Genomic DNA, 23,617 nt, shown 5'->3' on the forward strand with positions numbered 1-23,617 from the left:
GTTATGGATTTTAAAGCGGTTTTACAAAGTCTTAATGAGAATAAAAAAGACTATGCGAAAGGGGTCGGAACGCCATTATTAGTGCTTGCGGCTTTGGGCATGGTAATTTTGCCTTTACCTCCATTCCTTTTAGACATTCTATTCTCTTTTAATATCGCTTTGGCATTGGTGGTATTACTCGTCACTGTATACACCATGAAACCACTCGAATTTGGCATGTTTCCAGCAGTTCTGCTTATTGCAACCATCATGCGATTAGCCTTGAATGTAGCCAGTACTCGTGTTGTATTATTAGAAGGCCACAATGGCGGAGATGCCGCGGGTAAGGTAATTGAAGCGTTTGGTTCTGTGGTAATTGGGGGTAACTATGCCGTTGGTTTAGTTGTTTTCTTAATCCTGATTATCATCAACTTTGTGGTAATCACAAAAGGTGCTGGTCGTATCTCAGAAGTGTCTGCGCGTTTCACATTAGATGCTATGCCTGGTAAACAAATGGCAATCGATGCCGACTTAAATGCTGGTTTTATCAGTGCAGATGAAGCTCGCAAACGTCGTGATGAAGTAACACGTGAAGCAGACTTTTATGGCTCAATGGACGGTGCCAGTAAGTTCGTAAAAGGTGATGCAATAGCAGGTATTGTGATTTTAGTTATCAACATCATTGGTGGCTTATTTGTTGGCATGATCCAACACGACTTATCGTTTTCAAAAGCTATGGAAGTATACACATTACTTACCATTGGTGATGGCTTGGTTGCACAGCTCCCTTCTCTTTTACTTTCAATTGGTACTGCAATCGTCGTTACTCGCCAAAACGAATCTCATAACATGGGTGAGCAGTTTAAAACTCAACTAGGGAATGAGAAATCTCTCTATATTGCAGCAGGTATCTTAATTGCGATGGGCTTAGTGCCTGGTATGCCACATATTGCATTTTTAAGCTTAGGTGCGCTGCTTGGCTATCTGGCTTATTACACACAACAGCAAAAAGCAAAAGCTGCAGAGCAAGAAGCGCAACAACAGGCAGCAGGTGGTGATATTGCAAATAAGCCTCAAGAGCAAAAAGAGCTTGGCTGGGACGACGTTCAACCAGTTGATGTTATTGGCCTTGAAGTTGGCTATCGATTAATCCCGCTTGTAGATCAAGCACAAGGTGGTGAATTGTTAAGTCGTATTAAAGGCGTTCGTAAGAAGCTTTCACAAGAGCTAGGTTTCTTGGTTCCGCCTGTGCATATTCGTGATAACCTTGAATTAGATCCAAATGAATACCGTATCACCTTAATGGGGGTTGGCTCAGGTAATGGGGAATTAAAACATGGTGATGAATTAGCTATAAATCCAGGACAAGTATTTGGCCCAATCAATGGCGTAGCAACCACAGATCCAGCTTTTGGCTTAGAGGCGGTTTGGATTAAACCGGAACAAAAAGATGAGGCGCACTCATTAGGTTACACTGTTGTAGACGCCGCGACTGTTGTCGCAACTCATATTAGCCAATTGCTTACAAACAACGCATCACTGCTTCTTGGGCATGAAGAAGTACAAAACTTATTAGATATGCTTGCTAAGTCACACCCTCGTTTAGTAGAAGGCTTAGTACCAGATATTCTTCCGCTAACTACAGTTGTTAAAGTACTGCAAAACTTACTGAATGAAGGGGTTGCAATCCGTGATATGCGCTCGATTGTTCAGACCCTTGTTGAGTATGGCCCACGCAGTCAAGACCCTGATGTATTAACCTCTGCAGTGCGAATTTCACTGCGTAGATTAATCGTTCAAGACGCCGTTGGTGGTGCAGACGAAATCCCTGTCATAACATTGGCGCCTGAGTTGGAACAGATGTTGCATCAGTCACTTCAGAACGCAGGTGATGAAGGGGCTGGAATCGAGCCAGGCCTTGCAGAGCGACTTCAAGCATCATTAAGAGAAGCGCATCAAACGCAAGAAATGCTGGGCGACCCATCCATCCTTCTAACCTCAGGTATGTTAAGAAGTGTGCTTTCAAGGTTTGTTAAACATACGATCCCAGGTCTTCGAGTGATGTCATATCAAGAAGTACCAGATGAAAGACAAATCAAAATTGTAAGCTCAGTTGGACAATAGATAGGAATTAAGGGGTTGTAACATGAAAATTAAACGTTTTTTTGCCAAAGATATGCGCACAGCACTGAAAGAAGTAAAAGAAGAGCTTGGCGCTGATGCTGTGATTATGTCAAACAAGAAACTGGCAGATGGTGTAGAAATTGTTGCAGCCGTAGATAATGATAGAGCGCCAGAAGCACCCGTTGAGGCACCACAGGTAAATACAGCGTCTACGCAACCCCGAGTTGCACAATCTCGCTTTGTTCGCCCAGAACCTCAGCGTGCAAAACCAGAGCCTCAGGCTCAAGTTGCTGATAGTTTACAAGCACTACTAGAAAGACAAGCGCCGAAGCCTCGTTCTCCTGAGCTTGCATCTATGTTCTCTCAATCTGGCATTAATACCGAAGAAGTATTTAAACCTCGTCAAGCGACTGAAGAGCGTTATGAGCGTCCAACCTCAACACAAAACTTCAGAGCTGAGCCAAATGTTAAAACTCAACAGCAAGCGCAATCATGGAACTTTGATGATGACCTAGATACAGGCTTTGCGGATGATTTTGAGCCTGCGCCTAAAAAAGTCGATGAAATGGCAACCATGAGAGAAGAAATGAATGCCATTCGTCAATTACTTGAACACCAAGTTTCAGGCTTAATGAAGCAAGAGATGGAAAGAAGAGATCCAACGAGAGCGTGTTTAGTTGATCGTTTACAAGGCATGGGTGTTGACAAAGAAGTAGCTGAACAAATGGCTTGTTTCATCCCTGATGACGTTTCTCGCAAAGAAGCATGGAATTCATTGCTTGAAATGGTGGCAAATCAAATGCACACAACTAATAACGATATTCTTCGTCAAGGTGGTGTATATGCATTAGTAGGTCCAACTGGTGTAGGTAAAACAACGACAGTCGCTAAACTTGCTGCATTAGGCGCGCAGAAATACGGTGCAGACAAAGTTGCGTTAATCACAACTGATACCTACAGAATTGGTGCTTATGAGCAGCTCGCAACGTACGGTAGAATTATTGGCTGCCCAGTCAAACAAGTAAAAGATGCCAATGAATTAGCAGAAGTTTTATATCATTTACGAAATAAGCGTCTAGTATTAATAGATACTGCGGGTATGAGTCAAAGAGATATCCGTTTAACAGAACAACTTAATACTTTGATGCGCAGTTCTCGAGTAGATATTCGCAGCTATTTGGTTTTAAGTGCAACATCGCAAATGCATGTACTGCAAGAAGCGGTTCGTCACTTCCAAAAAGTGAATTTAAGTGGTTGTATTTTTACAAAACTTGATGAATGTCTAAGTTTAGGTGAGATTATTAGTATTGCGATTCAAAATCGCTTGCCAATAGGGTATCTTACTAACGGTCAACGAGTGCCAGAAGACATTCGTGTAGCAAATGCTCATAAAATGGTCAAAAAGGCTGAGCAATTGTATTTAAAGAGAATAAAAGCACAACATTCGCGACGTGTACCTGTAGCGTCTCAGACAGTAGGAATGTATGATTAACACAGTATTAGATCAAGCAAGTGGCCTGCGTAGAATGAATCAAAATGGCAACCATGGCGTAAAAGTAATTGCAGTAACGGGTGGTAAAGGAGGGGTTGGTAAAACCAATGTCTCATTAAATACGGCTATTGCACTTGGTCAGCAAGGAAACAGAGTACTCGTCTTAGATGCTGACTTAGGTTTGGCAAATTGTGACGTGATGCTTGGTTTAAGAGTAGAAAAAAACTTGTCTCATGTCCTATCGGGTGAGTGTGAGTTAGATGAGATCTTAGTTGAAGGTCCTGCTGGTATTAAAATTGTACCGGCTACCTCAGGTTCGCAAAATATGGTTGAATTGACGCCTGCAGAGCATGCAGGTCTCATCCGCGCATTCAGCGAGCTAAATACAGAATTTGATATTTTAATTGTCGATACCGCAGCGGGTATCTCTGACATGGTTCTTAGTTTTTCTCGTGCAGCACAAGATGTGATGGTCGTTGTGTGTGATGAACCGACCTCTATTACAGATGCTTACGCACTCATTAAGGTGCTTAGTCGTGAGCACGGCGTTTACCGCTTTAAAATTGTTGCTAACATGGTTAGAAGCTTACGCGAAGGGCAGGAGCTTTTTGCTAAACTTTCTAAAGTTACTGACAGATTCTTAGATGTTGCACTAGAATTAGTTGCAACCATTCCGTTTGATGAAAACATGCGTAAATCTTCTCGTCGTCAGAAAACCATTGTTGAGTTATTTCCAAATTCTCCGGCAGCGGTTGCATTTAGAGGGTTAGCGAGTAAAGCAGTTAAATGGCCAATACCACATCAACCTTCTGGTCATTTAGAATTTTTTATTGAACAGCTAGTCAACGGATAACTATGTCGTCATCGATGGGTAAAGCGATGGGCTATCAAACTACAGACAACCTTAATAGAGTGATAGAGCGTCATACCGGTCTTGTCAAAAAAGTGGCGTGCCATTTGTTGGCACGTTTACCAGCAAATATTCAGTTAGACGATCTTGTACAATCAGGCATGATAGGCTTGATTGAAGCCAGTAAAAACTTTGACGCAAGTAAGGGCGCAAGTTTTGAAACTTTTGCGGGGATAAGAATTCGAGGCGCAATGTTAGATGAAATTCGCCGTGGAGACTGGGCACCAAGAAGTGTTCATAAGAATAGTCGCATGGTTGCTGAAGCAATTGCTAATCTAGAAAGCACCCTAGGTCGAGAGCCAAAAGACACTGAAATCGCTGAAAAACTTGATATTACTCTGGATGAGTACCATCATATTCTACATGATGTGAATGCAAGTAAAATCATTGGAATTGAAGATTTGGGGGTTGATGAAGATGTAATCACTCCAGTTAACAATGATTTAGCGCTAGACAAACCGTTCAATAACGTTAAAAATGAACGCTTTAACGAATCGTTGCTAACGGCGATTCAATCGTTACCCGAAAGAGATGCGCTAGTCTTATCTCTTTACTATAACGATGAAATGAATTTAAAAGAAATAGGGCAAATACTCGATGTTAGTGAATCTCGAGTAAGCCAAATTCATGGGCAGGCAATGATCAGGCTTAGGGCTAAAATCAATGACTGGGTCAATTAGAGTAATAATAATAGGTTCAAACCTCACTGGAGGATGTTTTGGATAAAAACATGAAAATTCTTGTGGTTGATGATTTTTCTACGATGAGAAGAATAATCAAAAACCTGCTTAGAGACTTAGGTTTTACAAATGTACAAGAAGCAGACGACGGCAGCACAGCTTTGCCTATGCTTCAGAATCAAGAATTTGACTTCGTAGTCACGGACTGGAATATGCCAGGTATGCAAGGTATCGATCTACTTCGTGCTATACGTGCAGATGACAGCCTTAAGCATATTCCAGTACTTATGGTCACGGCTGAAGCGAAAAAAGAGCAAATTGTTGCTGCGGCGCAAGCTGGTGTAAATGGTTATATTGTAAAACCTTTCACTGCTGGAACACTTAAAACAAAACTAGAAAAAGTGTTTGAACGTTTAGGCTAGATAATTAAGAAGGAGAGGCGGATGTCAGCACCTTCTGTGCCTCAAATAACACTTGAGCAAGCTAAGCAACTGGTGACTTATCTTGAGCAAGGCGAGCAAGATAAAGCAGATAAGTTGATCATGGAGGCGGCTAGTAAGGAGCAATCCGAACTTTTTGCTGAAGTGGGTAAATTGACTCGCCAACTGCACGAGTCATTGAAAAATTTTGAGCTTGATACACGCATTGCTGATTTGACGACAGAAGCCTTACCTGATGCTAAAGAACGTTTGAATTATGTCATGGAAATGACAGAAAACGCAGCTAATAAAACGATGGATGCAGTTGAAGCAAGTTTGCCTCTCGCGCAGCAGCTTGCAGACGATTTATCTGATATAAAACCAACTTGGGATAGACTCATGAGACGTGATATCCAGCTTGGTGAATTCAAATCTCTTTGTCATGATTTAGATAAGTTTATGCAAGGCTCACAAGCAACTACGGATGAACTTCAAGGGCATATGACCAATGTTTTAATGGCTCAGGATTATCAAGACTTAACAGGTCAGGTCATTCGACGTGTTATCGAATTAGTTAGAGAAGTAGAAGACAGTTTAATCCACTTACTAACTGTATTTGGTACAGCAGAAGAACCTCAATCAAAACAAAAAGAAAATATTGAAGAGGTTCAGATTGCTGAAATAGATCCTGCAGAGATATCTGGGCCTGAAGGTCCGATAATGAATGCAGAATCTAGAGAAGATGTCGTATCTAATCAAGATGAGGTCGACGATTTATTGTCGAGCTTAGGCTTCTAATAGGAGAGTGTGTACATGAGCTTTGAAGTCGATGAAGATATATTACAAGACTTTCTTGTTGAAGCTGGTGAAATATTAGAGTTGTTATCTGAGCAGCTTGTTGAGCTAGAAAATAACCCTGAAGATAAAGAATTATTAAATGCAATCTTTAGAGGCTTTCACACTGTAAAGGGTGGTGCAGGCTTTTTGAGTATGACTGAGCTTGTTGACGCATGTCATGGCGCGGAGAACGTTTTTGACGTGTTAAGACAAGGGCAACGCTCTGTTTCTCCAGAACTGATGGACGTCATTCTTCAGTCCCTAGATACCATCAATGAAATGTTCGCACATATACAAAATCGTGAGCAACCAGATCCTGCAGACCCAGCATTACTTGAAACACTTCATCAATTGAGTAAGCCTGAATCAGAAGACGAACAAATTTCTATTCCAAGTTCAGAACCTGAGCCTGTTGTTGAGGAGACTCCTCAAGCAGACTTATCTGCTGATGATATTCTTTTTGATATTGATACCGATGAAGTCGCTGGTGAATCTGCCTCAGATAGCATCGATGAAATAACAGAAGATGAATTCGAAAGCTTACTTGATGAGTTACATGGGGCTGGTAAAGGCCCAGCAGTAGAGCAAACTACTTCAGCGGCTTCAAATGCTTCAAGCTCAGATGATGGTGATATTACAGATGATGAGTTTGACAGTCTTCTAGATGAGCTTCATGGTGTCGGTAGTTTTGGTTCGATTAGTTCTCCTCCTCCAACAAGTACAGGCACTAGCCAAGCGCCTTCTTCACCAACTCCAGCATCCCCCTCTAGTGATGATGAAATAAACGATGAAGAATTCGAAGCATTGTTAGATGAGCTTCATGGTAAAGGTGGTGCGCCAAAATCATTAGAAACGGCAGATTCCAACAAGCCAGCTTCAAGTATTGAACCAAAGCAGCCTGAACCGGTTGTAACTAAACCAGTTGCTAAACCAAAACCAGCACCTCAACCTGCTAAGCCAGCTTCTTCACCAGCTCCAGCTGTAAAAGCACAAAGTGCACCTGCATCAGCTAAAAAGCCCCCTGCGCCTCAAGCTGAGACGACAGTTCGTGTTGACACTAAACGCCTAGACCAAATCATGAATATGGTTGGCGAACTGGTACTAGTGAGAAACCGCCTCGTCAGTTTGGCAAATAACTCTAGCAGTGAAGCTATGGGTAAGGCGATATCTAACCTTGACGTGGTTACCGCGGATCTACAAGGTGCGGTAATGAAAACGCGAATGCAGCCAATTAAGAAAGTATTTGGCCGATTCCCTCGTGTTGTTAGAGACTTAGCACGTAGTTTAAAGAAAGATATTAATCTTATTCTTGAAGGTGAAGAGACCGATCTAGATAAAAACTTGGTTGAAGCACTTGCAGATCCACTCGTTCACTTAGTTAGAAACTCAGTTGATCATGGTATTGAAATGCCAGATGTTCGTGAAGCATCAGGCAAACCTCGCACAGGCACAGTGACGCTCTCTGCCTCTCAAGAAGGTGACCATATTCTGTTGACCATTAAAGATGATGGTGCAGGGATGGATGCAGAGAAACTGAAAAAGATTGCGATAAATAAAGGCGTTATTGATTCGGACCAAGCAAGTCGATTATCTGACACTGAAGCTTATAACTTGATTTTTGCTCCTGGCTTTTCAACAAAAGAAGAAATTTCAGATATTTCAGGCCGTGGTGTTGGGATGGACGTAGTTAAAACGAAAATCACTCAACTTAACGGCTCTGTTAATATTCAATCAGAGCTCGGTGTGGGTACTATTCTTGAGATTAAAGTGCCTCTTACACTCGCTATTTTACCAACTTTAATGGTTGTTGTTGGCGAACAAACATTTGCTTTACCTCTTGCCGGTGTAAGTGAAATCTTCCATTTAGATCTGACAAAAACAAATGTAGTAGACGGCCAGCTAACGATTATTGTGCGTGAAAAAGCAATTCCTTTATTCTACCTAGAGCATTGGCTAGTTAAGGGTGCAGATAGAACAACGAAGAAGGCCGAAGGTCATGTTGTTATAGTGCAAATAGGTACTCAGCAGGTCGGCTTTGTGGTTGATTCTCTCATCGGGCAAGAAGAAGTTGTGATCAAGCCATTAGATGCATTATTGCAAGGTACTCCAGGCATGGCAGGTGCGACAATCACTTCAGATGGTGGCATAGCATTAATCTTAGATGTGCCAAATATGCTAAAACACTATGCAGGTAAATAACCTGAGATAGCAAAACAGTTAAAAGGTGGTGCGGATGCACCACTTTTCGTTCTTAAGAATTCATAGAGTATGCCAATGGCAGTAAAAGTTTTAGTTGTAGATGATTCAAGCTTTTTTAGGCGTCGAGTCAGCGAAATTTTAGAGCAAGATAGTGATATTAAGGTAATTGACTTTGCTGTTAATGGGCAAGAGGCGGTTGAAAAAGCGGCATCATTACGTCCAGACGTTATTACTATGGATGTAGAAATGCCTATTTTAGACGGAATTAGTGCCGTAAAAAAAATTATGCAGGCTAACCCTACGCCAATCCTGATGTTCTCTTCACTAACTCGTGAAGGGGCAAGTGCTACTCTAGATGCGCTTGATGCAGGTGCATTAGACTTCTTGCCTAAAAAGTTTGAAGACATAGCCCGTAATAGCGAAGAAGCAATTAAGTCTCTACAAAACAAGGTGAAAGAAATTGGGCGAAGAAGACTTCCTCGTTCAGTTAGCAGCTATTCTCGACCTGCAGTGACCAAGCCAGCACCTTCTCAACCACAGGCTTCGAGTAGGTCAGCAGTGTCGGCTCGTACAGCAAGCGTTGCTCAACCGGATAGAAGCTTCCAGAGAGCAGCTGTTCAGCCAGCATCAAATTCAACTACAACAGCTAAACAGTTCAAAGCGTCTGGAAAGCAATATAAACTTGTGGCAATAGGTACTTCAACAGGTGGGCCAGTTGCACTGCAAACCATTCTGACGCAGCTACCTGCTAACTTTCCTCACCCGATATTGTTGATTCAACATATGCCAGCTGCTTTCACACCCGCTTTTGCCACTAGACTAAATAGCCTTTGTAAGATAAAGGTAAAAGAGGCAGAACATGGTGATAAATTACAGCCTGGTGTTGCTTATTTAGCGCCGGGTGGCAAGCAAATGTTGGTTGAGTCTAAAGGTGCAATGAAAACGCTTCGAGTGTTTGAGGATGACAGTTCAAGAGTGACCTACAAGCCGTGTGTTGATGTAACCTTTGCAAGTGCTGCAAAAGCTTATCAAGCTGATGTACTCGCGATTGTTCTGACGGGAATGGGCGCAGATGGTCGAGATGGCGCACGTTTACTCAAACAGTCAGGCGCAACAATCTGGGCTCAGGATGAGCAGACCTGCGTGGTTTACGGCATGCCTCAAGCTGTTGCAAATGCAGGGCTATCTTCTGAAAGCTTGGCTTTACATGATGTTGCCACAAGAATTAATAAAGAAATAGGTTGTTAATCTATTTCTTAAAGCACTAGGAAGTATTTTTTTCGTGAAAATCTGGACTGTAGCAAATCAAAAAGGTGGTGTTGGAAAAACAACAACTACAGTGAGTCTTGGCGGTATTCTCGCCAAGCAAGGCAAACGCGTTTTGCTGATAGATACAGATCCTCACGCATCCCTGACTTATTATTTTGGCATTGATTCTGAAGAGTTAGAAGTCAGTGTTTATGATATTTTTGCTCGAGGGACGGCAATGGAGAGCGAGGAAATCCTCCAAGCTTTATACCCCTCAACCATTGAGAACCTTGATATTTTGCCTGCAACGATGGCGATTGCGACGCTAGATCGAAGCATGGGAAATCGCAATGGTATGGGCTTAATTCTGAAAAAAACACTCGCGAAAATAAGTGAACACTACGATTATGCGATTCTTGATTGCCCACCTGTACTAGGGGTGTTAATGGTAAATGCACTCGCAGCCAGTGAACGTGTGTTAATTCCTGTGCAAACAGAGTTTCTTGCGCTTAAAGGTTTAGATCGTATGATGCGTACCATGGAATTAATGCAAAGCTCTCAAGCAAAACAATATAATTACACTATCGTACCAACCATGTATGATAAGCGAACGAAGGCATCGTTAGAGGCATACAAAACATTGCTTGCCAATTACGAAGGGTCTGTCTGGCCAGGTGTTATTCCGGTTGACACAAAATTTCGAGATGCCAGTTTGGCACAGCAAGCGCCGGTTGAGTTCTGTCCTAAATCTAGAGGTGTATTTGCGTATAAAGCACTGCTAGAGTATTTAATTAAGAGTAGTTAGAGGGTATATGAGTAAACATCTGTTTGCTAATGAAAAAGTAATGAAACAGTATCTTGGCGCATTATTACAAGAAGATGAGCCTCAAGAGACTGTGCTTGCCCCTGTGGCAAAATTACTCGAGCGTGTACCTGAGATTACTGATACAGAGTTAAGCCAACCAGTCAATAAAGTTGTACCAGATATCATTGAGACTCAACCTGCACCGGTATTAGAAAGCCCTGAGGCTGTTGAAATCCCAGAAGGTGAGTCGAAAGATCTTGAGTTAACAAAAAATAATACTATTATCAAAGAAGAAGCTGTTCTTGAACCAAGTTTAACAAGTGTTCAAGAAGAGTATGGTGAAAGTGAGTTTCAAGCACTATTTTTTGAAGTCGCAGGGCTAACTCTTGCTGTTCCTCTAAAGTCTTTAGGCGGTATTCACCAACTAGGAGAAGTAACACAGCTTTTCGGCAAACCTAAGTGGTTTAAAGGCGTCATGCTTAACCGTGAAGAAAAGCTAAATGTTGTTGATACTGCCAGATGGGTTATGCCAGAGAAGTATACCCCAGAGCTTGAAGAAAAACTGGATTATCAATATTTAATTACACTCGGTGATAGCCCATGGGGGCTGTTGGCTGAAAACTTAATAAATAACATTACATTAAAGCCTGAAGACATTAAATGGCGTGTAAACGGTGGCAAGCGACCTTGGCTTGCTGGCGTCATTAAAGAAAAAATGTGTGCTTTGATTGATGTAGAGAATTTAAACCGCTTACTAGAGCAAGGCTTAGATAGCCAAGAGCAGTAACTCAGAACTTTATGGAGTATAACCATGAGCCAAGATAGACTACTTTCTGCAGACAATAATGCCGACAGTAATGATGAAGTTCTTCAATGGGTAACTTATAAGTTAGAAGACGAAACGTATGGTATTAATGTAATGCAAGTGCAGGAAGTGCTGCGTTATACTGAAATTGCACCAGTTCCAGGTGCACCAAGTTATGTTCTTGGGATTATCAATCTGCGTGGTAACGTAGTTACTGTTATTGATACTCGCGCACGCTTTGGTTTGATGAGTGCAGAAGTGACAGACAACTCTAGGATTGTCATCATCGAAGCTGAAAAGCAAGTGATTGGTATTCTTGTTGATAGTGTTGCTGAAGTTGTTTACTTACGCAGCTCAGAAATTGACAGTGCACCAAACATTGGTACTGAAGAAAGTGCTAAGTTCATCCAAGGTGTATCAAATAGAGAGGGTGAGCTACTTATTCTTGTTGATTTGAATAAGTTACTTAGCGATGATGAGTGGGATGAATTGAGTCACATATAAGTGCTAGCTGTCGTTCAAGAAAATCTTGCTTTTATTGCAGTCATTATTACCTCAGGCATCCTCTTTTTAATATGCCTGGGGTTTATTTTTAGTTTGCAAAAAAAGTTAGAACAAAACCATAAAAATCAAAAGTTTTTAAAACAACAACTCGAAGAGTCGAATGCTCAAACTGAGATACTACGCAGTGAAATAGCGGAGTTAAGATCAGGTTTAATGAGCATTGGTAAGCGCTTACTGGCTTGCGAAAACTTTGCGAAAGATTTAGCCCAGCAGCAAGCTGCACAAAAGTACGATGATCCAGATGCAAAAATTTATTCTCGAGCGGTTAAAATGATTGAGCTAGGTGCCGATCTCGAAGAGATAATGCAAGAGTGTGAAATACCTCGAGCAGAAGCGGAGTTACTTCTTTCATTGCACCAAAAACAATCTTAAATAAAAGCGCTGAGTACTTATCTCGGCGCTTTTTCTTTCAAGCCTTTATATTCAACTTCTTATTAAAACCTTCCCAGCCAGGTGGAAACTTTCCCCTTAAAACATAAGAAAAAGCAATTAACTCGGCGATGACATAATAGAGCTCTTTAGGGATCTCTTGGTGTAACTCAAGTTGATTTAATGTCGACGCCAGTTCGGCATCTTCGTGGATCATAATGCCTTTTTCTTTCGCCAAAGCAATGATCTCATCGGCTAAGTCACCAAACCCTTTACAGACAACCTCAGGTGACTTGCCTGCTTCATAAAGCAAGCCAATGGCTGATTTTTGTTCCATTTTCAATTCCCCTAAACCTGAATATTGACAATAGCATGCTGAGTAAAAAATAAATCAGCTTTTTCACTGTCTTCAGTTAACTCGATGTCACCCACTTGCAGACCATGCGCACTTAATTTCCTTCTCAAAGTATCAAGGTGCGGCGCAGCTATTGCACATACCTGAGAGGAGTTTCCGGTTATTTGACATTCTAGTGATTTATCCATGAGTTCAGCTTGCACAGAGAGTTTCCCAGCTGAAGCGAAGTCGAAGTTTAATCGGATATACCAAACCGTTTTTTCAGGTAAATTGCCTTTTGCTGGTTTTTTATAATTGCCTATTTGTAAATGTGTCTGTTGGCAATTGTCAGGGAGCTTTGTTGGTAAAAACAAACTGACTAATAGTTGGGTATCACTAGTTTGGTTTTGATTTTGGTTGATGTTTGCTGACTGAACCATATTTTGTTGCAAACTATTATTGAGTTGCACGAGTTCACTCATTAAAGATGAGTTTAAATTAGGTATGTGTTGCTGAAGTTGGCCGATATTCTGAGCTTTAAAATTGGGTTGTAGGGTTTTTAACAGAGCATCGAATTTCGCTTGAGTTGAACTGTCGTTATTTTCATTTTGCATCACTTTTGGTGCAGATAGAAATGTGAGCAGCAACTTTTCAACGTTATTCAGTAAGCTACTACTTTGTAGGTTTGTATTTATATTGCTTTGAGTCGCTGCGCTAGCAATTGGGTTTGGTAAGTTAAGCTCATTGGCAATTTGCGCTGAAGAGTGCTGTTTCTCATCTATCATTCTAGAAAAAGCTTGATGCACCAGACGCGTAAGGTCTGGTGACTTTTCATCCTTAAAGCGTGAGAGTTTATTAATCTGCTCTGAGCTTACTTCCGGCACCAATTTTTCGGCTTTATCTATTTGTTGCACAGATATAAATGGCTTAATCAAACGTTTCTCAAGGTTACCTGAAGGCACATAATGGTTTTTTATGATTGATAATACAATTTGGCTAGGAAGCTTAACTTGGTTTGAGCCATTCATTATTTCAGATTGGGGGCTGAGACTTTGCTGTACAGCATTCGTATTTTTCGAAACGATTTTACTTTGCTGTGTTATCGGCCCCATACTGTTTTGCATTGAACTTTGAGTATCTGAAGCAGCACCATTTTTAATATCATTTTGCTCTTTTCCTGTCTTATGTTGCTGCGATACCGCACTTTGTAGGTTTGATGAAGTAGAAGCCGTAGAGCGAGTTTTTATTTCGTTAATAGCAGTTTTGAATGTTTGTAATTGCTCACTTACATTTGCGTTTTTATTTCCTAGAAAGGGAGTGGTTAGCCCTTTTACTGCGTTAACTTCGTTGCTTAAAGGTGTTCTTTGAATTGCCTCTTTAGATATAAACCTTTCTTGCGTAGCCATTTGACCTTTGTTGGAGTCTATTTCAGTCTTCATCTGTTTGGCTTTTGGCTGCTGTAAAGATGACTCTTGCTTAGGTGAGGGCATTGACTCAGATGGAAGCTTATTTGGATCACTTACACTTGATGTCATGGATGCTTTAGGCGTTGCTTTCAAATTTTCCTGAGAAAATAGTGAGGTTGCTAAAAGGTGCTCAGGTACTTTGAGTGGTGTCGTAATCGTAAATTGAGGTGTAAAAGCTATTGTTTGTCTGATCTGAGAAAATAGCTGCACAATCGGTTCTGATTTTAAGTTTTTGGCTTCAGGGTAAATGAACGTTTGAGATGCGGGTGTTTTGCTCAAGCTTGGTAATTTATTCACAACAACCGCGATATCCACATTTGAAGAAACAGTGTTTTTACTGTTTTTCTCACCGATCAACATAAAAGGCGCTGCAATAATATTTTGTAATGCAGCTCGCACTGCTTGCTTTACGTCTTTAAATGAAACATTCAGCAAGGGCTTGTCATAATGCAACCCCGATTTGAGAGGCGCCTCGTTTGTGGGCCTTTCCAGCTTTGTAGCCTGTGTAAGCATTGACTTAGCTGAATGCTTTAATTGAATGGCATAGTGTTTCGGCTTTTCACTAATTTCAAGGCCATGCATGGTGGAAGTAGGTGTTGCAGCCCGCCAGCTTTTGTCTTGGATGTTTGCTGAAAGAAGTTCTATATTTCTGAGTGATAAAGCGGCTTTGGTGACTGGGTGTTGAATTTTTGGCGCTTTCTCAGAAAAATTAAGCATCATAGAAGGAAAGCTATTTGTTAGGCTCTGTGTAATTTTATTTTTGGCGATTGGTTGTTTGAGCAGTTGCTCTCCAAAGCGATCACTTATGGTGAGTAATACCTGTGCAGTATTGGCGTTTAATTTTGCAATTAATTTAGGCTCTGCGGCGAGTATTTTTGCAAGACTTGGGTTGATTGCTAGGTTTACATCAAGCTTAGGAAGTTGAAGGCTCGCTGGTGTGGTTTTTATTTCTGCGTGTGTCGTGATATTAGGACCTATTGAATCTCCTTTTAAAAAGTTCAACAGAGAGAGTAATTGGTCAGTAGCCTTGATATGTACACCTTGTTTTGGGGTTTGTAATGTTAACTTTAATCCCGTTTCATCGAGCTTAACAATTGCTTCTGGTAGTTCGAGCTTTTGACTTTGAGGCTCTATTGCAAGGCGAACAGTTTGCCAGCGTCCATTTATTTCGATGTCCATACTGATTGAATCAGATTTTATCGAAATGTTCTTGGCTAAGAACGATTGCTCAATCGAGTTATGCAAAGCGCGTCTATTTGCTTCGCTTAAAGTTGAGATAGACTCAGATGAGACCGAGTTCAGGTTTATAATTGGCAATTCATTCATTATTTTAAATCAAATTTTCAGTAATCGGTCGCAAAGCTCTGTTCGTATTACCATACCATTATGGTAGACTATCGCCCAATTTTACGCACCGAGAATACTAATTTGCTAGAGGTTAAATCTGTCACTTGCGTCAAGCAAGAACGCTGTTTATTTGAAGCGCTTAGCTTTACACTCGGATCTGGCAAGATTATGCAAATTGAAGGCCCAAATGGTGCGGGGAAAACCTCTTTATTGAGGATCTTGTCAGGCTTTGCTCAACCAGAAGAGGGCGAGGTGTTGTTCGAGCAGCGTTCAATTAATGATTATTACGATGAATTTGCTGCTGAGTTACTATTCATTGGGCATAAAACGGGTGTAAACACCCAACTTACCGCATTTGAAAATGTCTGTCATTGGTTGCGTGTTCACGGTTATAACGATGAAAGTCAGGTGTATGATCTATTAGGCAAGTTAGGCTTAGTGGGCCTAGAAGATGTGCCGGTTAGAACATTGTCAGCAGGTCAGCAACGCCGAGTTGCACTGGTTAGACTATGGCTTAACAGCGCTAAGCTGTGGATTTTAGATGAGCCTTTTACTGCCCTAGATAAAAAAGGCGTTGCCATGTTGCAATGTCGCTTTAATGAGCATCTCGAGCAAGGCGGGTCAATCTTATTAACAACGCACCAAGACCTCACTCAGCATTTTGAACAATTACAAACTTTAGTGCTGGAGTATCGACACTAATGCAAGTAAATCATTCTTATTGGCAGCTTTTTAAAGCTGTATACAGCAAAGATGTCACTTTAGCATTTAGACAACGTGCTGAAATAGTAAACCCTTTATTGTTTTTCCTCATTGTCATTACGTTGTTTCCTCTAGCAATTGGTCCTGAGCCTGGGTTATTGGCTCGCATGGCGCCAGGTATTATTTGGGTCGCAGCGCTACTGTCTACCATGCTAGGCCTTGATAAGTTATTCAGAGATGATTATCACGATGGTTCATTAGAGCAAATGATTGCCTCGCCCTATCCATTGTCTTTGTGCGTGTTAGCGAAAGTCTTTGCGCATTGGACCATCACCGGTTTACCTATGGTTCTAATGGCACCCATGTTTGCACTTTTGATGAACCTTGAGTCTCAGGCGCTCGGTGCAACTATTTTAACCTTATTAATCGGAACCCCATTGTTGAGCTTTATCGGTGCCATCGGCGCAGGTTTAACGGTGGGCTTACAAAAAGGAGGTATTCTAATGAGTTTACTTGTTTTGCCTCTATATATTCCCGTCCTAATTTTTGCAACCTCGGCCATTGATACCAGCAGTATGTCGCTGGCATATGGCGGACAGCTTGCAATCTTGGGTGCGATGTTAGCAGTTGCCTGCATTGCCGCACCTTTGGCCATATCGTCAGCATTAAGAGTGAGTGTAAGTTAACATGTGGAAATGGTTACATCCCTACGCTAAAGCAGATCGTGCATACCAGTTGTGTAACACCTTACTGCCGTATTTTGCCGTAATTACCGTTGTCTGTTTAGTTGTTGGTTGGGTCTGGGGCTTAGCGTTTGCGCCAGCAGATTACCAACAAAAAGACAGCTACAGGATCATCTTTATTCATGTGCCTTCAGCCATTTTGTCTATGGGCGCGTATTCTTCAATGGCGATTGCCGCAATTGTGGCGCTCGTCTGGCAGTTGAGAAATGCTGAGTTGGCTGTAATTGCGATTGCGCCTGTAGGGGCTGCAATGACAGCAATTGCTCTCATCACCGGTGCTGCATGGGGTAAGCCTATGTGGGGAGCATGGTGGGTGTGGGATGCTCGCTTAACTTCAGAGCTCATTCTTTTATTCTTATATCTAGGGGTTTTATCGCTCTATCATGCGTTTGAAGATAAAAAGGCGGCGGGTAAAGCGGCTTGTATCTTAGCGATCGTAGGTGTGATTAATCTACCTATTATTCATTTCTCAGTTGAGTGGTGGAACACGTTACATCAAGGTGCAACCATCACTAAGTTTGATACGTCGGCAATTGACCCTAGCATGTTGTGGCCTTTATTCATCAACATCGCAGGCTTTGCTGGTTTTGTGGGTGTGATTACACTGATTCGCTTAAAAAATGAAATTCTTCAGCGTGAAAAACACCGTCCTTGGGTACGCAGTTTAGTAAGTCGAGGTTAACAATGCAGTTCGAATCTTTTAGTGACTTTATAGCTATGGGTGGCTACGGCTTCTTTGTGTGGCTTTCATATGGTTCTTGTGCCGCTATTTTTGCTGGTATTCTACTTAGTTCTCTTAACGATGGTAAGAAACTAAAAAAAGAAGTAAAAGCGCAAATGTTGCGTGAAGAGCGTATTAAGAAAGCAAAAGAGGAGGCGCAAGCATGAACCCGAGACGTAAAAAGCGCATGTTTGCTGTACTAGGCATTATCTTTGGTCTTGGCTCAGCGATCGGCTTAACTTTATACGCATTACAAGAAAACATTAATTTGTTCTACACCCCATCAGAGCTCATAAATGGTAAGGGTGAAAACTATGAAATGCCATTCGTGGGTCAAAAGTTACGAATTGGTGGCATGGTTGTTCCTGGCTCAGTAAAGCGCGATGAAACTTCATTAGATGTTGAGTTTAAGCTCATTGATACTGGTCCGATGGTGACTATTCGCTATCATGGTATTTTGCCAGATCTGTTTCGTGAAGGTCAGGGTATTGTTGCACAAGGTACTTTAATTGAGCCTGATGTGATTGAGGCCTTTGAAGTTTTAGCTAAGCATGATGAAGAATATATGCCTGCTGAAATTGCAGAAGCCGTTAAAGGTATCAAACACGAAAAACCAAAATATAATTTAAATAACGAGAATTAGTATGATCCCAGAAATTGGTTATTTCTCGCTTGTACTGGCAATGGGCTTAAGCCTATTGCTATGTATTTTTCCTTTATGGGGCGCTTACACCGGTAATCTTAGGTTAATGCGAGCAGCGCCCTCTTTGGCTGTTGGTCAGTGTCTTTTTGTCCTATTTTCTTTCGCAATTTTAATTTATGTCACGCTGACAGATGATTTTACCGTCGCGTATGTGGCACATCATTCAAGCACAACCTTACCTTGGTATTACAAGGTTACGTCGACTTGGGGTGGCCATGAAGGTGCTATTTTACTATGGCTCGTAATGCAGTCGTCTTGGACTGCGTTAGTTGCGCTTATGTCAAACTCGTTACCTTGGGTTTTACGTGCTCGCGTACTTGGCGTGCTGGGGTTCTTGGGTGTTGGTTTTATGCTTTATACCTTATGGATGTCGAGCCCATTTGAGCGCTTACTGCCTTATTATCCAGTAGAAGGGCGTGATTTAAATCCGCTTCTACAAGACCCTGGTATGATTATTCATCCGCCATTACTTTACATGGGTTATGTGGGTCTGTCGGTGTCATTTGCGTTTGCAATTGCGGCATTACTGACTGGTAAGCTTGATAATACTTGGGCTAAATGGTCTCGCCCATGGACTATGGTTGCGTGGGGTTTCTTAACTTTAGGTATCACTATCGGCAGTTGGTGGGCATATGCTGAGCTTGGCTGGGGCGGATGGTGGTTCTGGGATCCGGTTGAAAACGCTTCACTGATGCCATGGTTAGTTGCCACTGCATTGCTTCATTCGTTAGCAGTGACTGAGAAACGCGGTGTGTTTAAATCTTGGACGGTATTACTTGCTATTACTGCGTTTAGTTTATGTTTGCTGGGTACCTTTATCGTTCGTTCAGGGATCATTGTCTCAGTGCATGCCTTCGCGACTGATCCAGACCGAGGACTATATATCCTGTCGTTCTTAGGTGTTGTAGTAGGCGGCAGCTTAGCGTTATACGCAATGCGCGTTTCAGAAGTTTACAGTGAGGGGCGCTATAAGTTTGCTTCTCGGGAAGTGACTCTTTGGGCAAATAATATCTTTTTAGTGGTTGCAACTCTCATTGTATTACTGGGCACCTTGTTGCCTATGATCCATAAAGAGTTAGGCCTGGGCACCATTTCAATTGGTGTGCCTTTCTTTAATCAAATGTTCTCTATTTTGGTCGTGCCTTTTGCATTGCTATTAGGCATTGCACCTATGATGCGTTGGAAGCAAAACCAATTACCGCCTATGGTGAAAAAGTGGGGAGGCATGTTGATTTTAGCTTTGGCGCTGACGGCATTGTGGTTACTACCTAACTATGAATATGTTGCGCCGATGACGTTTGTAGCAACAGCGCTTGCAGTGTGGATCACGCTAGGTACATTGCTAGATGTTTTTGATAAGGCGTCGGCACAAGACAGTTTCGCTCATGGTTTAAAACGCTTAGGTCTAAGCTATTGGGCAATGGTGCTTGGCCATATTGGTATCGCATTTGTGATAGCCAGTGTGACACTCACATCAGCGTATTCAGTCGAACGTTCAGTCAGTATGAAACCAGGTGACGTGGCACAGCTAAACGAATACAGCTATCGATTCGATGGTGTAAAGGAAATCCGTGGTCCTAACTACAGTGGTCATGCGGGTGTGGTAACTGTGTTGAAAGACGATAAGTTTATTGTTGAGTTATATGCTGAAAAACGCCTATATGATATCGGCATGCAATTTATGACAGAAGCCGCGATTGATGATGGTTTCTTTAGAGATTTATATTTAGCGCTCGGTGAGCAATTGAGTGAAGGTGCATGGTCGTTGCGTATTTATCACAAACCTTACGTTCGCTGGATGTGGCTAGGTGGTATTTTAATTTCACTTGCCGGTTTCATGGTTGTGGCAGATAAGCGTTACCGTAGAAGAAAGGTAAAGGGAGCTGTAGCATGAATAAAAAGCTATTAGGGTTTATTCCTTTTTTAATCTTTATCTTCTTGTGTGTTTTCTTATACCAAGGCCTGTTTGGTAACCCAAGAGAGTTACAAACCGGTCGTATAGGTCAAACGATGCCAAGCTTTGTTTTACCTGATTTAATGGATGAATCAAAACAGTGGCGAGATACAGATCTAAAAGGTGACGTATATTTACTGAATGTATGGGGCACTTGGTGCCCAACCTGTATCGCTGAGTTAGGCTATCTTACTGAGTTAAGAGAGCGTGGGGTGCGCATTATTGGCTTGTATTATGAGCAAGCTTATGACCCTGATTTTGGCGACCAGTTTGATATCAATGCACTGCGTAATGAAGTGCAAAATATGCTTGATAGAGCTGGCAACCCATATCAATTCAATATTTTAGACTTAGACCGCACACTGGCACTTGATTTAGGCGTCTCAGGTGCACCTGAAACTTTCCTTGTCGATGCCAATGGTACGATTTTATTGCACCATACAGGAGACATAAACCCTCGAGTTTGGCGTGCTAAGTTTGCACCTGTGATGCAGGAGTTATCAGAATGAGAATTTTAACTTTGTTATTTCTGAGCATTTTGAGCTTTTCAGCTTACAGTGCTCAAGATGAATATGAGTTTGCGAATGCTGAGCGCGCAGCAACCTTCAAAGCTCTGACGCAAGAGCTTCGTTGTCCGAAATGCCAAAACCAGAATATCGCTGATTCAGATGCGATTGTCGCTAAGGACTTACGTGACAAGGTACTTGTTTTAGTTAACGAAGGAAAATCAAAGCAAGAAGTCATTGATTACATGATCGATCGCTATGGCTACTTTGTTCACTACCAGCCGCCGGTCACACCTGCAACCATTGTACTTTGGGTTTTACCGGTATTAATTGTGATCATTGGTTTTGGCTTTATTGTCTTTCGACAAAAGAAGGCGTCAAAGAAACAAAAGTGGAATGCGCAAGACGAAGAAAAGCTCGCGCAACTGATCAAGCAGTATCAACGTCAGGAGCATAATTCATGAGCGCAATGACGCAAATGTGGGGCATGTTTGCTCTATTATCAATTCTTGCCGCTTTATTTGTTGTGGTGCCATTTTTACGACGTGAAAAGGTCATCGCGGTTGATTCTGATGCCAATGCAGAGCGTATTGCCATTTATCAACAGCGCCTAGATGATTTAGAGCAAGAGTTTGCGGATAAGAAAATTGAGCAAACAGCTTACAACGAGTCAATTGTTGAGTTAAAGCGCCGCTTGCTAAATGAGTTATCTCCTGAGAAGCAACTGAATGCTCGAGGTAATAACCGTATATTCGCGCTAACCGGTTTGGCTTTTTTAGTTGCAGTGAGTGCCGTATTTTATGGCTTTACAGGCAGTCAAAAGCAAATAGAAGACTGGTACACTGCCATAGATAGGTTGCCAGAATTTGGTGAGCGTGCGGTTTTGCAGCAAGGTGAACCACTGTCTCAAAATGAACTTCAAGCATTTGCTTTAGGTCTGCGCACAAAGCTGGCAGAAAGTGGCGATGATGCCGTTGCTTGGATGCTGTTAGGCCGTGTTGCTATGTCACTGGGTGATAATGATATGGCCAAGCAAGCTTTCGAAAAAGCATTGGTTATGCAGCCTGATAATAACAATGTATTGGTAAACTTCAGCCAAGTGTTGTTAATTGAAGGTACTGAGCCGAGCATGAATCGCGCTGCGAGAATGCTATCTAAAGTTTTACAGTCTGATCCAAGTAATATGGATGCGATTTCGCTATTGGCATTAATCGCATATGAGCGTCAAGACTGGGAAGAAGCAAAAGCAGCATTTGAAGTACTGCAATCGTCTATGACCCAAGATGACCCTCGCTATACCATGATTACAGAGCGTATTCATGATATCGAACATAAAATCAATCCTGATGCTCATGCGCATGAAGAAAATCAGTCTCCTGCAGGCGCATCATTAACGGTATCTGTGTCGTTAAATGAATCTGTTGCAAGTCAGCTACCAGACAATGCGACGCTGTTTATTTTTGCTAAAGCCCATAATGGCCCGCCAATGCCATTGGCTGTGAACAAATTAAAACAATTTCAATTTCCGATTACTGTTACACTTGATGACAGCATGGCTATGATGCCTGATCTGAAGCTTTCTAATTTTGAAAAAGTTGAGATCACTGCCCGAGTTTCAAGTGATGAAGCTGTAACGGTGCAGACGGGCGACTTAGAAGGTCAATCAGACGTGATAGCCTTAGATAATGCGCCGTCAATTGTGCGTGTTGAGATCAGTCGTGTAATAACCAGCACAGGAAGCTAAATGTTAAAACCTATATTATCTGCGTTTGCTGCACTTATTTTATCTGGGTGTGCAACGGTTGCCCCTGAAAAAGTTGATGAGCGAGATCCGCTTCAAAGCATCAACAGAACGGTGTATGACTTCAATATGGATGTACTTGATGCATATATTCTGAAGCCTGTCGCCGAAGGATACCTTGCCGTGACAAATGATCCGGTTAGAAAAAGTGTCTACGCGTTTACTACCAATATTGCAGCTCCCACTGATGCGGTTAACTCATTATTGCAAGGAAAACCAAAAGATACAGGCATCAATACCGCGCGGTTCTTAGTGAATTCAACGGTCGGTATTTTTGGTCTCTTTGATGTTGCAAGTTCATTAGGTTTAAAGCATAAAGATGAAGACTTTGGTCAGACCTTAGGTGTATGGGGCGTTGGTGATGGCGCATATTTGATGTTGCCAGGTTATGGACCTTCTACCGCTAGAAACATCACAGGTGATGTGGTCGATAACTTCGTGTTGCCAGAGTTGGCTTTATCAACACCACAAAGCCTATTGGTATTTGCTGTGAGGGCGATAGATACACGTGCGAGTCTATTATCACAAGAAAAGTTACTTCGTGAGTCACTTGACCCGTATGTGTTCATGAAAGATATCTACTTCCAGCGTCAACTTTACGAGCTTTATGATGGTAACCCACCAATCAAAGAAGAAGAAGTTGAAGATTTTGATGAAGACTTCTTAGAGAACCTTTAAGCGCGCAAGCATATTTAATAGAAAGCCAAGTCAATGACTTGGCTTTTTTATCTACCCCTAATTTAAAGAGTAATACCAAACCTCTTAATTAAGCGATTTATTTTGAGGCAAAGAAAACTATTGCTAGCAAGGCGAAAATTTTGCCATTTAGTTGTTCTAAATAATAAATTTTCAACGCAGTTAGCATCAGTTTTAATCCCTCAAAATGATTGAGTATTATTGAGGATTGGT

General features: G+C 41.8%; 24 protein-coding genes. 22 read left to right on the plus strand and 2 right to left on the minus strand.

What is annotated here, in order from left to right; translation table 11 throughout:
- The first annotated feature begins 3 nt into the window (after positions 1 to 3).
- The 12 genes from flhA (at position 4) to AAEU28_RS16325 (ending at position 12,434) form a co-directional block, all read left to right on the plus strand.
- Entirely contained in the window at positions 4 to 2,103 is a 2,100-nt protein-coding gene (flhA, locus tag AAEU28_RS16270; RefSeq protein ID WP_421965072.1) for a flagellar biosynthesis protein FlhA, read from the plus strand.
- Positions 2,104 to 2,125: 22 nt separating this feature from the next.
- Positions 2,126 to 3,595, plus strand: coding sequence for a flagellar biosynthesis protein FlhF (gene flhF, locus AAEU28_RS16275; protein ID WP_421965073.1), 1,470 nt, complete (start codon positions 2,126 to 2,128; stop codon positions 3,593 to 3,595).
- Positions 3,588 to 4,448 carry a MinD/ParA family ATP-binding protein gene (locus AAEU28_RS16280; RefSeq protein WP_138483351.1) on the plus strand — a complete coding sequence of 287 codons (861 nt, stop codon included), beginning with the start codon at positions 3,588 to 3,590 and terminating at the stop codon, positions 4,446 to 4,448. The genes flhF and AAEU28_RS16280 overlap by 8 nt, the downstream gene beginning before the upstream one ends.
- A 26-nt stretch (positions 4,449 to 4,474) precedes the next feature.
- Complete coding sequence (locus AAEU28_RS16285; protein ID WP_421965165.1) at positions 4,475 to 5,185, plus strand: RNA polymerase sigma factor FliA; 711 nt, start codon at positions 4,475 to 4,477, stop codon at positions 5,183 to 5,185.
- Positions 5,186 to 5,223: 38 nt separating this feature from the next.
- Complete coding sequence (cheY, locus tag AAEU28_RS16290; RefSeq protein WP_010364893.1) at positions 5,224 to 5,607, plus strand: chemotaxis response regulator CheY; 384 nt, start codon at positions 5,224 to 5,226, stop codon at positions 5,605 to 5,607.
- Positions 5,608 to 5,628: 21 nt separating this feature from the next.
- On the plus strand, positions 5,629 to 6,402 hold the full coding sequence (locus tag AAEU28_RS16295; RefSeq protein ID WP_421965074.1) for a protein phosphatase CheZ: 774 nt from the start codon (positions 5,629 to 5,631) through the stop codon (positions 6,400 to 6,402).
- Positions 6,403 to 6,417: 15 nt separating this feature from the next.
- Positions 6,418 to 8,640: a chemotaxis protein CheA gene (locus AAEU28_RS16300; protein WP_421965075.1), complete on the plus strand. Its 2,223-nt coding sequence runs from the start codon at positions 6,418 to 6,420 to the stop codon at positions 8,638 to 8,640.
- Between the two features lie 75 nt (positions 8,641 to 8,715).
- Positions 8,716 to 9,888 carry a protein-glutamate methylesterase/protein-glutamine glutaminase gene (locus tag AAEU28_RS16305; protein ID WP_421965076.1) on the plus strand — a complete coding sequence of 391 codons (1,173 nt, stop codon included), beginning with the start codon at positions 8,716 to 8,718 and terminating at the stop codon, positions 9,886 to 9,888.
- Between the two features lie 34 nt (positions 9,889 to 9,922).
- On the plus strand, positions 9,923 to 10,693 hold the full coding sequence (locus tag AAEU28_RS16310) for a ParA family protein (RefSeq protein WP_421965077.1): 771 nt from the start codon (positions 9,923 to 9,925) through the stop codon (positions 10,691 to 10,693).
- A gap of 7 nt (positions 10,694 to 10,700) precedes the next feature.
- Positions 10,701 to 11,480, plus strand: coding sequence for a chemotaxis protein CheW (locus AAEU28_RS16315; RefSeq protein ID WP_421965078.1), 780 nt, complete (start codon positions 10,701 to 10,703; stop codon positions 11,478 to 11,480).
- A gap of 24 nt (positions 11,481 to 11,504) precedes the next feature.
- The gene (locus tag AAEU28_RS16320; protein WP_138483340.1) at positions 11,505 to 12,002 is read left to right on the plus strand and encodes a chemotaxis protein CheW; all 498 of its coding nucleotides are present in this window, start codon (positions 11,505 to 11,507) and stop codon (positions 12,000 to 12,002) included.
- Positions 12,003 to 12,434 (plus strand): DUF2802 domain-containing protein, encoded by a 432-nt coding sequence (locus tag AAEU28_RS16325; RefSeq protein ID WP_421965079.1) that lies wholly within the window; start codon positions 12,003 to 12,005, stop codon positions 12,432 to 12,434. It abuts the gene before it with no gap.
- A gap of 37 nt (positions 12,435 to 12,471) precedes the next feature.
- Here AAEU28_RS16325 and AAEU28_RS16330 read toward each other — a convergent pair whose 3' ends face one another.
- Complete coding sequence (locus AAEU28_RS16330) at positions 12,472 to 12,768, minus strand: EscU/YscU/HrcU family type III secretion system export apparatus switch protein (protein ID WP_421965080.1); 297 nt, start codon at positions 12,766 to 12,768, stop codon at positions 12,472 to 12,474.
- An 11-nt stretch (positions 12,769 to 12,779) separates the two neighbouring features.
- Positions 12,780 to 15,557 (minus strand): flagellar hook-length control protein FliK, encoded by a 2,778-nt coding sequence (locus tag AAEU28_RS16335; protein ID WP_421965081.1) that lies wholly within the window; start codon positions 15,555 to 15,557, stop codon positions 12,780 to 12,782.
- 60 nt (positions 15,558 to 15,617) lie between these two features.
- Here AAEU28_RS16335 and ccmA point away from each other — a divergent pair, with 60 nt between their 5' ends.
- From ccmA to AAEU28_RS16385, 10 genes are read left to right on the plus strand one after another with little or no spacing between them, the layout of a single operon-like run.
- Positions 15,618 to 16,280 carry a cytochrome c biogenesis heme-transporting ATPase CcmA gene (ccmA, locus tag AAEU28_RS16340; RefSeq protein ID WP_212747864.1) on the plus strand — a complete coding sequence of 221 codons (663 nt, stop codon included), beginning with the start codon at positions 15,618 to 15,620 and terminating at the stop codon, positions 16,278 to 16,280.
- On the plus strand, positions 16,280 to 16,966 hold the full coding sequence (gene ccmB, locus AAEU28_RS16345) for a heme exporter protein CcmB (RefSeq protein ID WP_138559509.1): 687 nt from the start codon (positions 16,280 to 16,282) through the stop codon (positions 16,964 to 16,966). The genes ccmA and ccmB overlap by 1 nt, the downstream gene beginning before the upstream one ends.
- Position 16,967: 1 nt before the next feature.
- Positions 16,968 to 17,705 carry a heme ABC transporter permease gene (locus AAEU28_RS16350; RefSeq protein WP_138483332.1) on the plus strand — a complete coding sequence of 246 codons (738 nt, stop codon included), beginning with the start codon at positions 16,968 to 16,970 and terminating at the stop codon, positions 17,703 to 17,705.
- A 2-nt stretch (positions 17,706 to 17,707) separates the two neighbouring features.
- The gene (ccmD, locus tag AAEU28_RS16355; protein ID WP_421965082.1) at positions 17,708 to 17,911 is read left to right on the plus strand and encodes a heme exporter protein CcmD; all 204 of its coding nucleotides are present in this window, start codon (positions 17,708 to 17,710) and stop codon (positions 17,909 to 17,911) included.
- The gene (ccmE, locus tag AAEU28_RS16360; RefSeq protein ID WP_058029223.1) at positions 17,908 to 18,387 is read left to right on the plus strand and encodes a cytochrome c maturation protein CcmE; all 480 of its coding nucleotides are present in this window, start codon (positions 17,908 to 17,910) and stop codon (positions 18,385 to 18,387) included. Before ccmD ends, ccmE begins: the two co-directional genes overlap by 4 nt.
- Position 18,388: 1 nt before the next feature.
- Positions 18,389 to 20,341 (plus strand): heme lyase CcmF/NrfE family subunit, encoded by a 1,953-nt coding sequence (locus AAEU28_RS16365; protein ID WP_421965083.1) that lies wholly within the window; start codon positions 18,389 to 18,391, stop codon positions 20,339 to 20,341.
- Positions 20,338 to 20,910, plus strand: a complete 573-nt coding sequence (locus AAEU28_RS16370; RefSeq protein WP_138483324.1) for a DsbE family thiol:disulfide interchange protein — start codon at positions 20,338 to 20,340, stop codon at positions 20,908 to 20,910. Before AAEU28_RS16365 ends, AAEU28_RS16370 begins: the two co-directional genes overlap by 4 nt.
- Positions 20,907 to 21,371 (plus strand): cytochrome c-type biogenesis protein, encoded by a 465-nt coding sequence (locus tag AAEU28_RS16375; protein ID WP_058029226.1) that lies wholly within the window; start codon positions 20,907 to 20,909, stop codon positions 21,369 to 21,371. The genes AAEU28_RS16370 and AAEU28_RS16375 overlap by 4 nt, the downstream gene beginning before the upstream one ends.
- A gap of 5 nt (positions 21,372 to 21,376) precedes the next feature.
- Positions 21,377 to 22,651 (plus strand): c-type cytochrome biogenesis protein CcmI, encoded by a 1,275-nt coding sequence (gene ccmI / locus AAEU28_RS16380; RefSeq protein WP_421965166.1) that lies wholly within the window; start codon positions 21,377 to 21,379, stop codon positions 22,649 to 22,651.
- The gene (locus AAEU28_RS16385) at positions 22,652 to 23,386 is read left to right on the plus strand and encodes an MlaA family lipoprotein (RefSeq protein ID WP_421965084.1); all 735 of its coding nucleotides are present in this window, start codon (positions 22,652 to 22,654) and stop codon (positions 23,384 to 23,386) included.
- Positions 23,387 to 23,617: the final 231 nt, after the last annotated feature.

Origin of the sequence: Pseudoalteromonas sp. SS15 (genome assembly GCF_049257195.1) — a bacterium.
Classification (GTDB): domain Bacteria; phylum Pseudomonadota; class Gammaproteobacteria; order Enterobacterales; family Alteromonadaceae; genus Pseudoalteromonas.

What these genes read in the sequence shown, in the direction of transcription:
- flhA (WP_421965072.1), top strand. Translation starts at nt 4, where the DNA reads ATGGATTTTAAAGCGGTTTTACAAAGTCTTAATGAGAATAAAAAAGAC.
- flhF (WP_421965073.1), top strand. Translation starts at nt 2,126, where the DNA reads ATGAAAATTAAACGTTTTTTTGCCAAAGATATGCGCACAGCACTGAAA.
- AAEU28_RS16280 (WP_138483351.1), top strand. Translation starts at nt 3,588, where the DNA reads ATGATTAACACAGTATTAGATCAAGCAAGTGGCCTGCGTAGAATGAAT.
- AAEU28_RS16285 (WP_421965165.1), top strand. Translation starts at nt 4,475, where the DNA reads ATGGGCTATCAAACTACAGACAACCTTAATAGAGTGATAGAGCGTCAT.
- AAEU28_RS16295 (WP_421965074.1), top strand. Translation starts at nt 5,629, where the DNA reads ATGTCAGCACCTTCTGTGCCTCAAATAACACTTGAGCAAGCTAAGCAA.
- AAEU28_RS16300 (WP_421965075.1), top strand. Translation starts at nt 6,418, where the DNA reads ATGAGCTTTGAAGTCGATGAAGATATATTACAAGACTTTCTTGTTGAA.
- AAEU28_RS16305 (WP_421965076.1), top strand. Translation starts at nt 8,716, where the DNA reads ATGGCAGTAAAAGTTTTAGTTGTAGATGATTCAAGCTTTTTTAGGCGT.
- AAEU28_RS16315 (WP_421965078.1), top strand. Translation starts at nt 10,701, where the DNA reads ATGAGTAAACATCTGTTTGCTAATGAAAAAGTAATGAAACAGTATCTT.
- AAEU28_RS16320 (WP_138483340.1), top strand. Translation starts at nt 11,505, where the DNA reads ATGAGCCAAGATAGACTACTTTCTGCAGACAATAATGCCGACAGTAAT.
- AAEU28_RS16330 (WP_421965080.1), bottom strand. Translation starts at nt 12,768, where the DNA reads ATGGAACAAAAATCAGCCATTGGCTTGCTTTATGAAGCAGGCAAGTCA.
- AAEU28_RS16335 (WP_421965081.1), bottom strand. Translation starts at nt 15,557, where the DNA reads ATGAATGAATTGCCAATTATAAACCTGAACTCGGTCTCATCTGAGTCT.
- ccmA (WP_212747864.1), top strand. Translation starts at nt 15,618, where the DNA reads ATGGTAGACTATCGCCCAATTTTACGCACCGAGAATACTAATTTGCTA.
- ccmB (WP_138559509.1), top strand. Translation starts at nt 16,280, where the DNA reads ATGCAAGTAAATCATTCTTATTGGCAGCTTTTTAAAGCTGTATACAGC.
- AAEU28_RS16350 (WP_138483332.1), top strand. Translation starts at nt 16,968, where the DNA reads ATGTGGAAATGGTTACATCCCTACGCTAAAGCAGATCGTGCATACCAG.
- ccmD (WP_421965082.1), top strand. Translation starts at nt 17,708, where the DNA reads ATGCAGTTCGAATCTTTTAGTGACTTTATAGCTATGGGTGGCTACGGC.
- ccmE (WP_058029223.1), top strand. Translation starts at nt 17,908, where the DNA reads ATGAACCCGAGACGTAAAAAGCGCATGTTTGCTGTACTAGGCATTATC.
- AAEU28_RS16365 (WP_421965083.1), top strand. Translation starts at nt 18,389, where the DNA reads ATGATCCCAGAAATTGGTTATTTCTCGCTTGTACTGGCAATGGGCTTA.
- AAEU28_RS16370 (WP_138483324.1), top strand. Translation starts at nt 20,338, where the DNA reads ATGAATAAAAAGCTATTAGGGTTTATTCCTTTTTTAATCTTTATCTTC.
- AAEU28_RS16375 (WP_058029226.1), top strand. Translation starts at nt 20,907, where the DNA reads ATGAGAATTTTAACTTTGTTATTTCTGAGCATTTTGAGCTTTTCAGCT.
- ccmI (WP_421965166.1), top strand. Translation starts at nt 21,377, where the DNA reads ATGACGCAAATGTGGGGCATGTTTGCTCTATTATCAATTCTTGCCGCT.
- AAEU28_RS16385 (WP_421965084.1), top strand. Translation starts at nt 22,652, where the DNA reads ATGTTAAAACCTATATTATCTGCGTTTGCTGCACTTATTTTATCTGGG.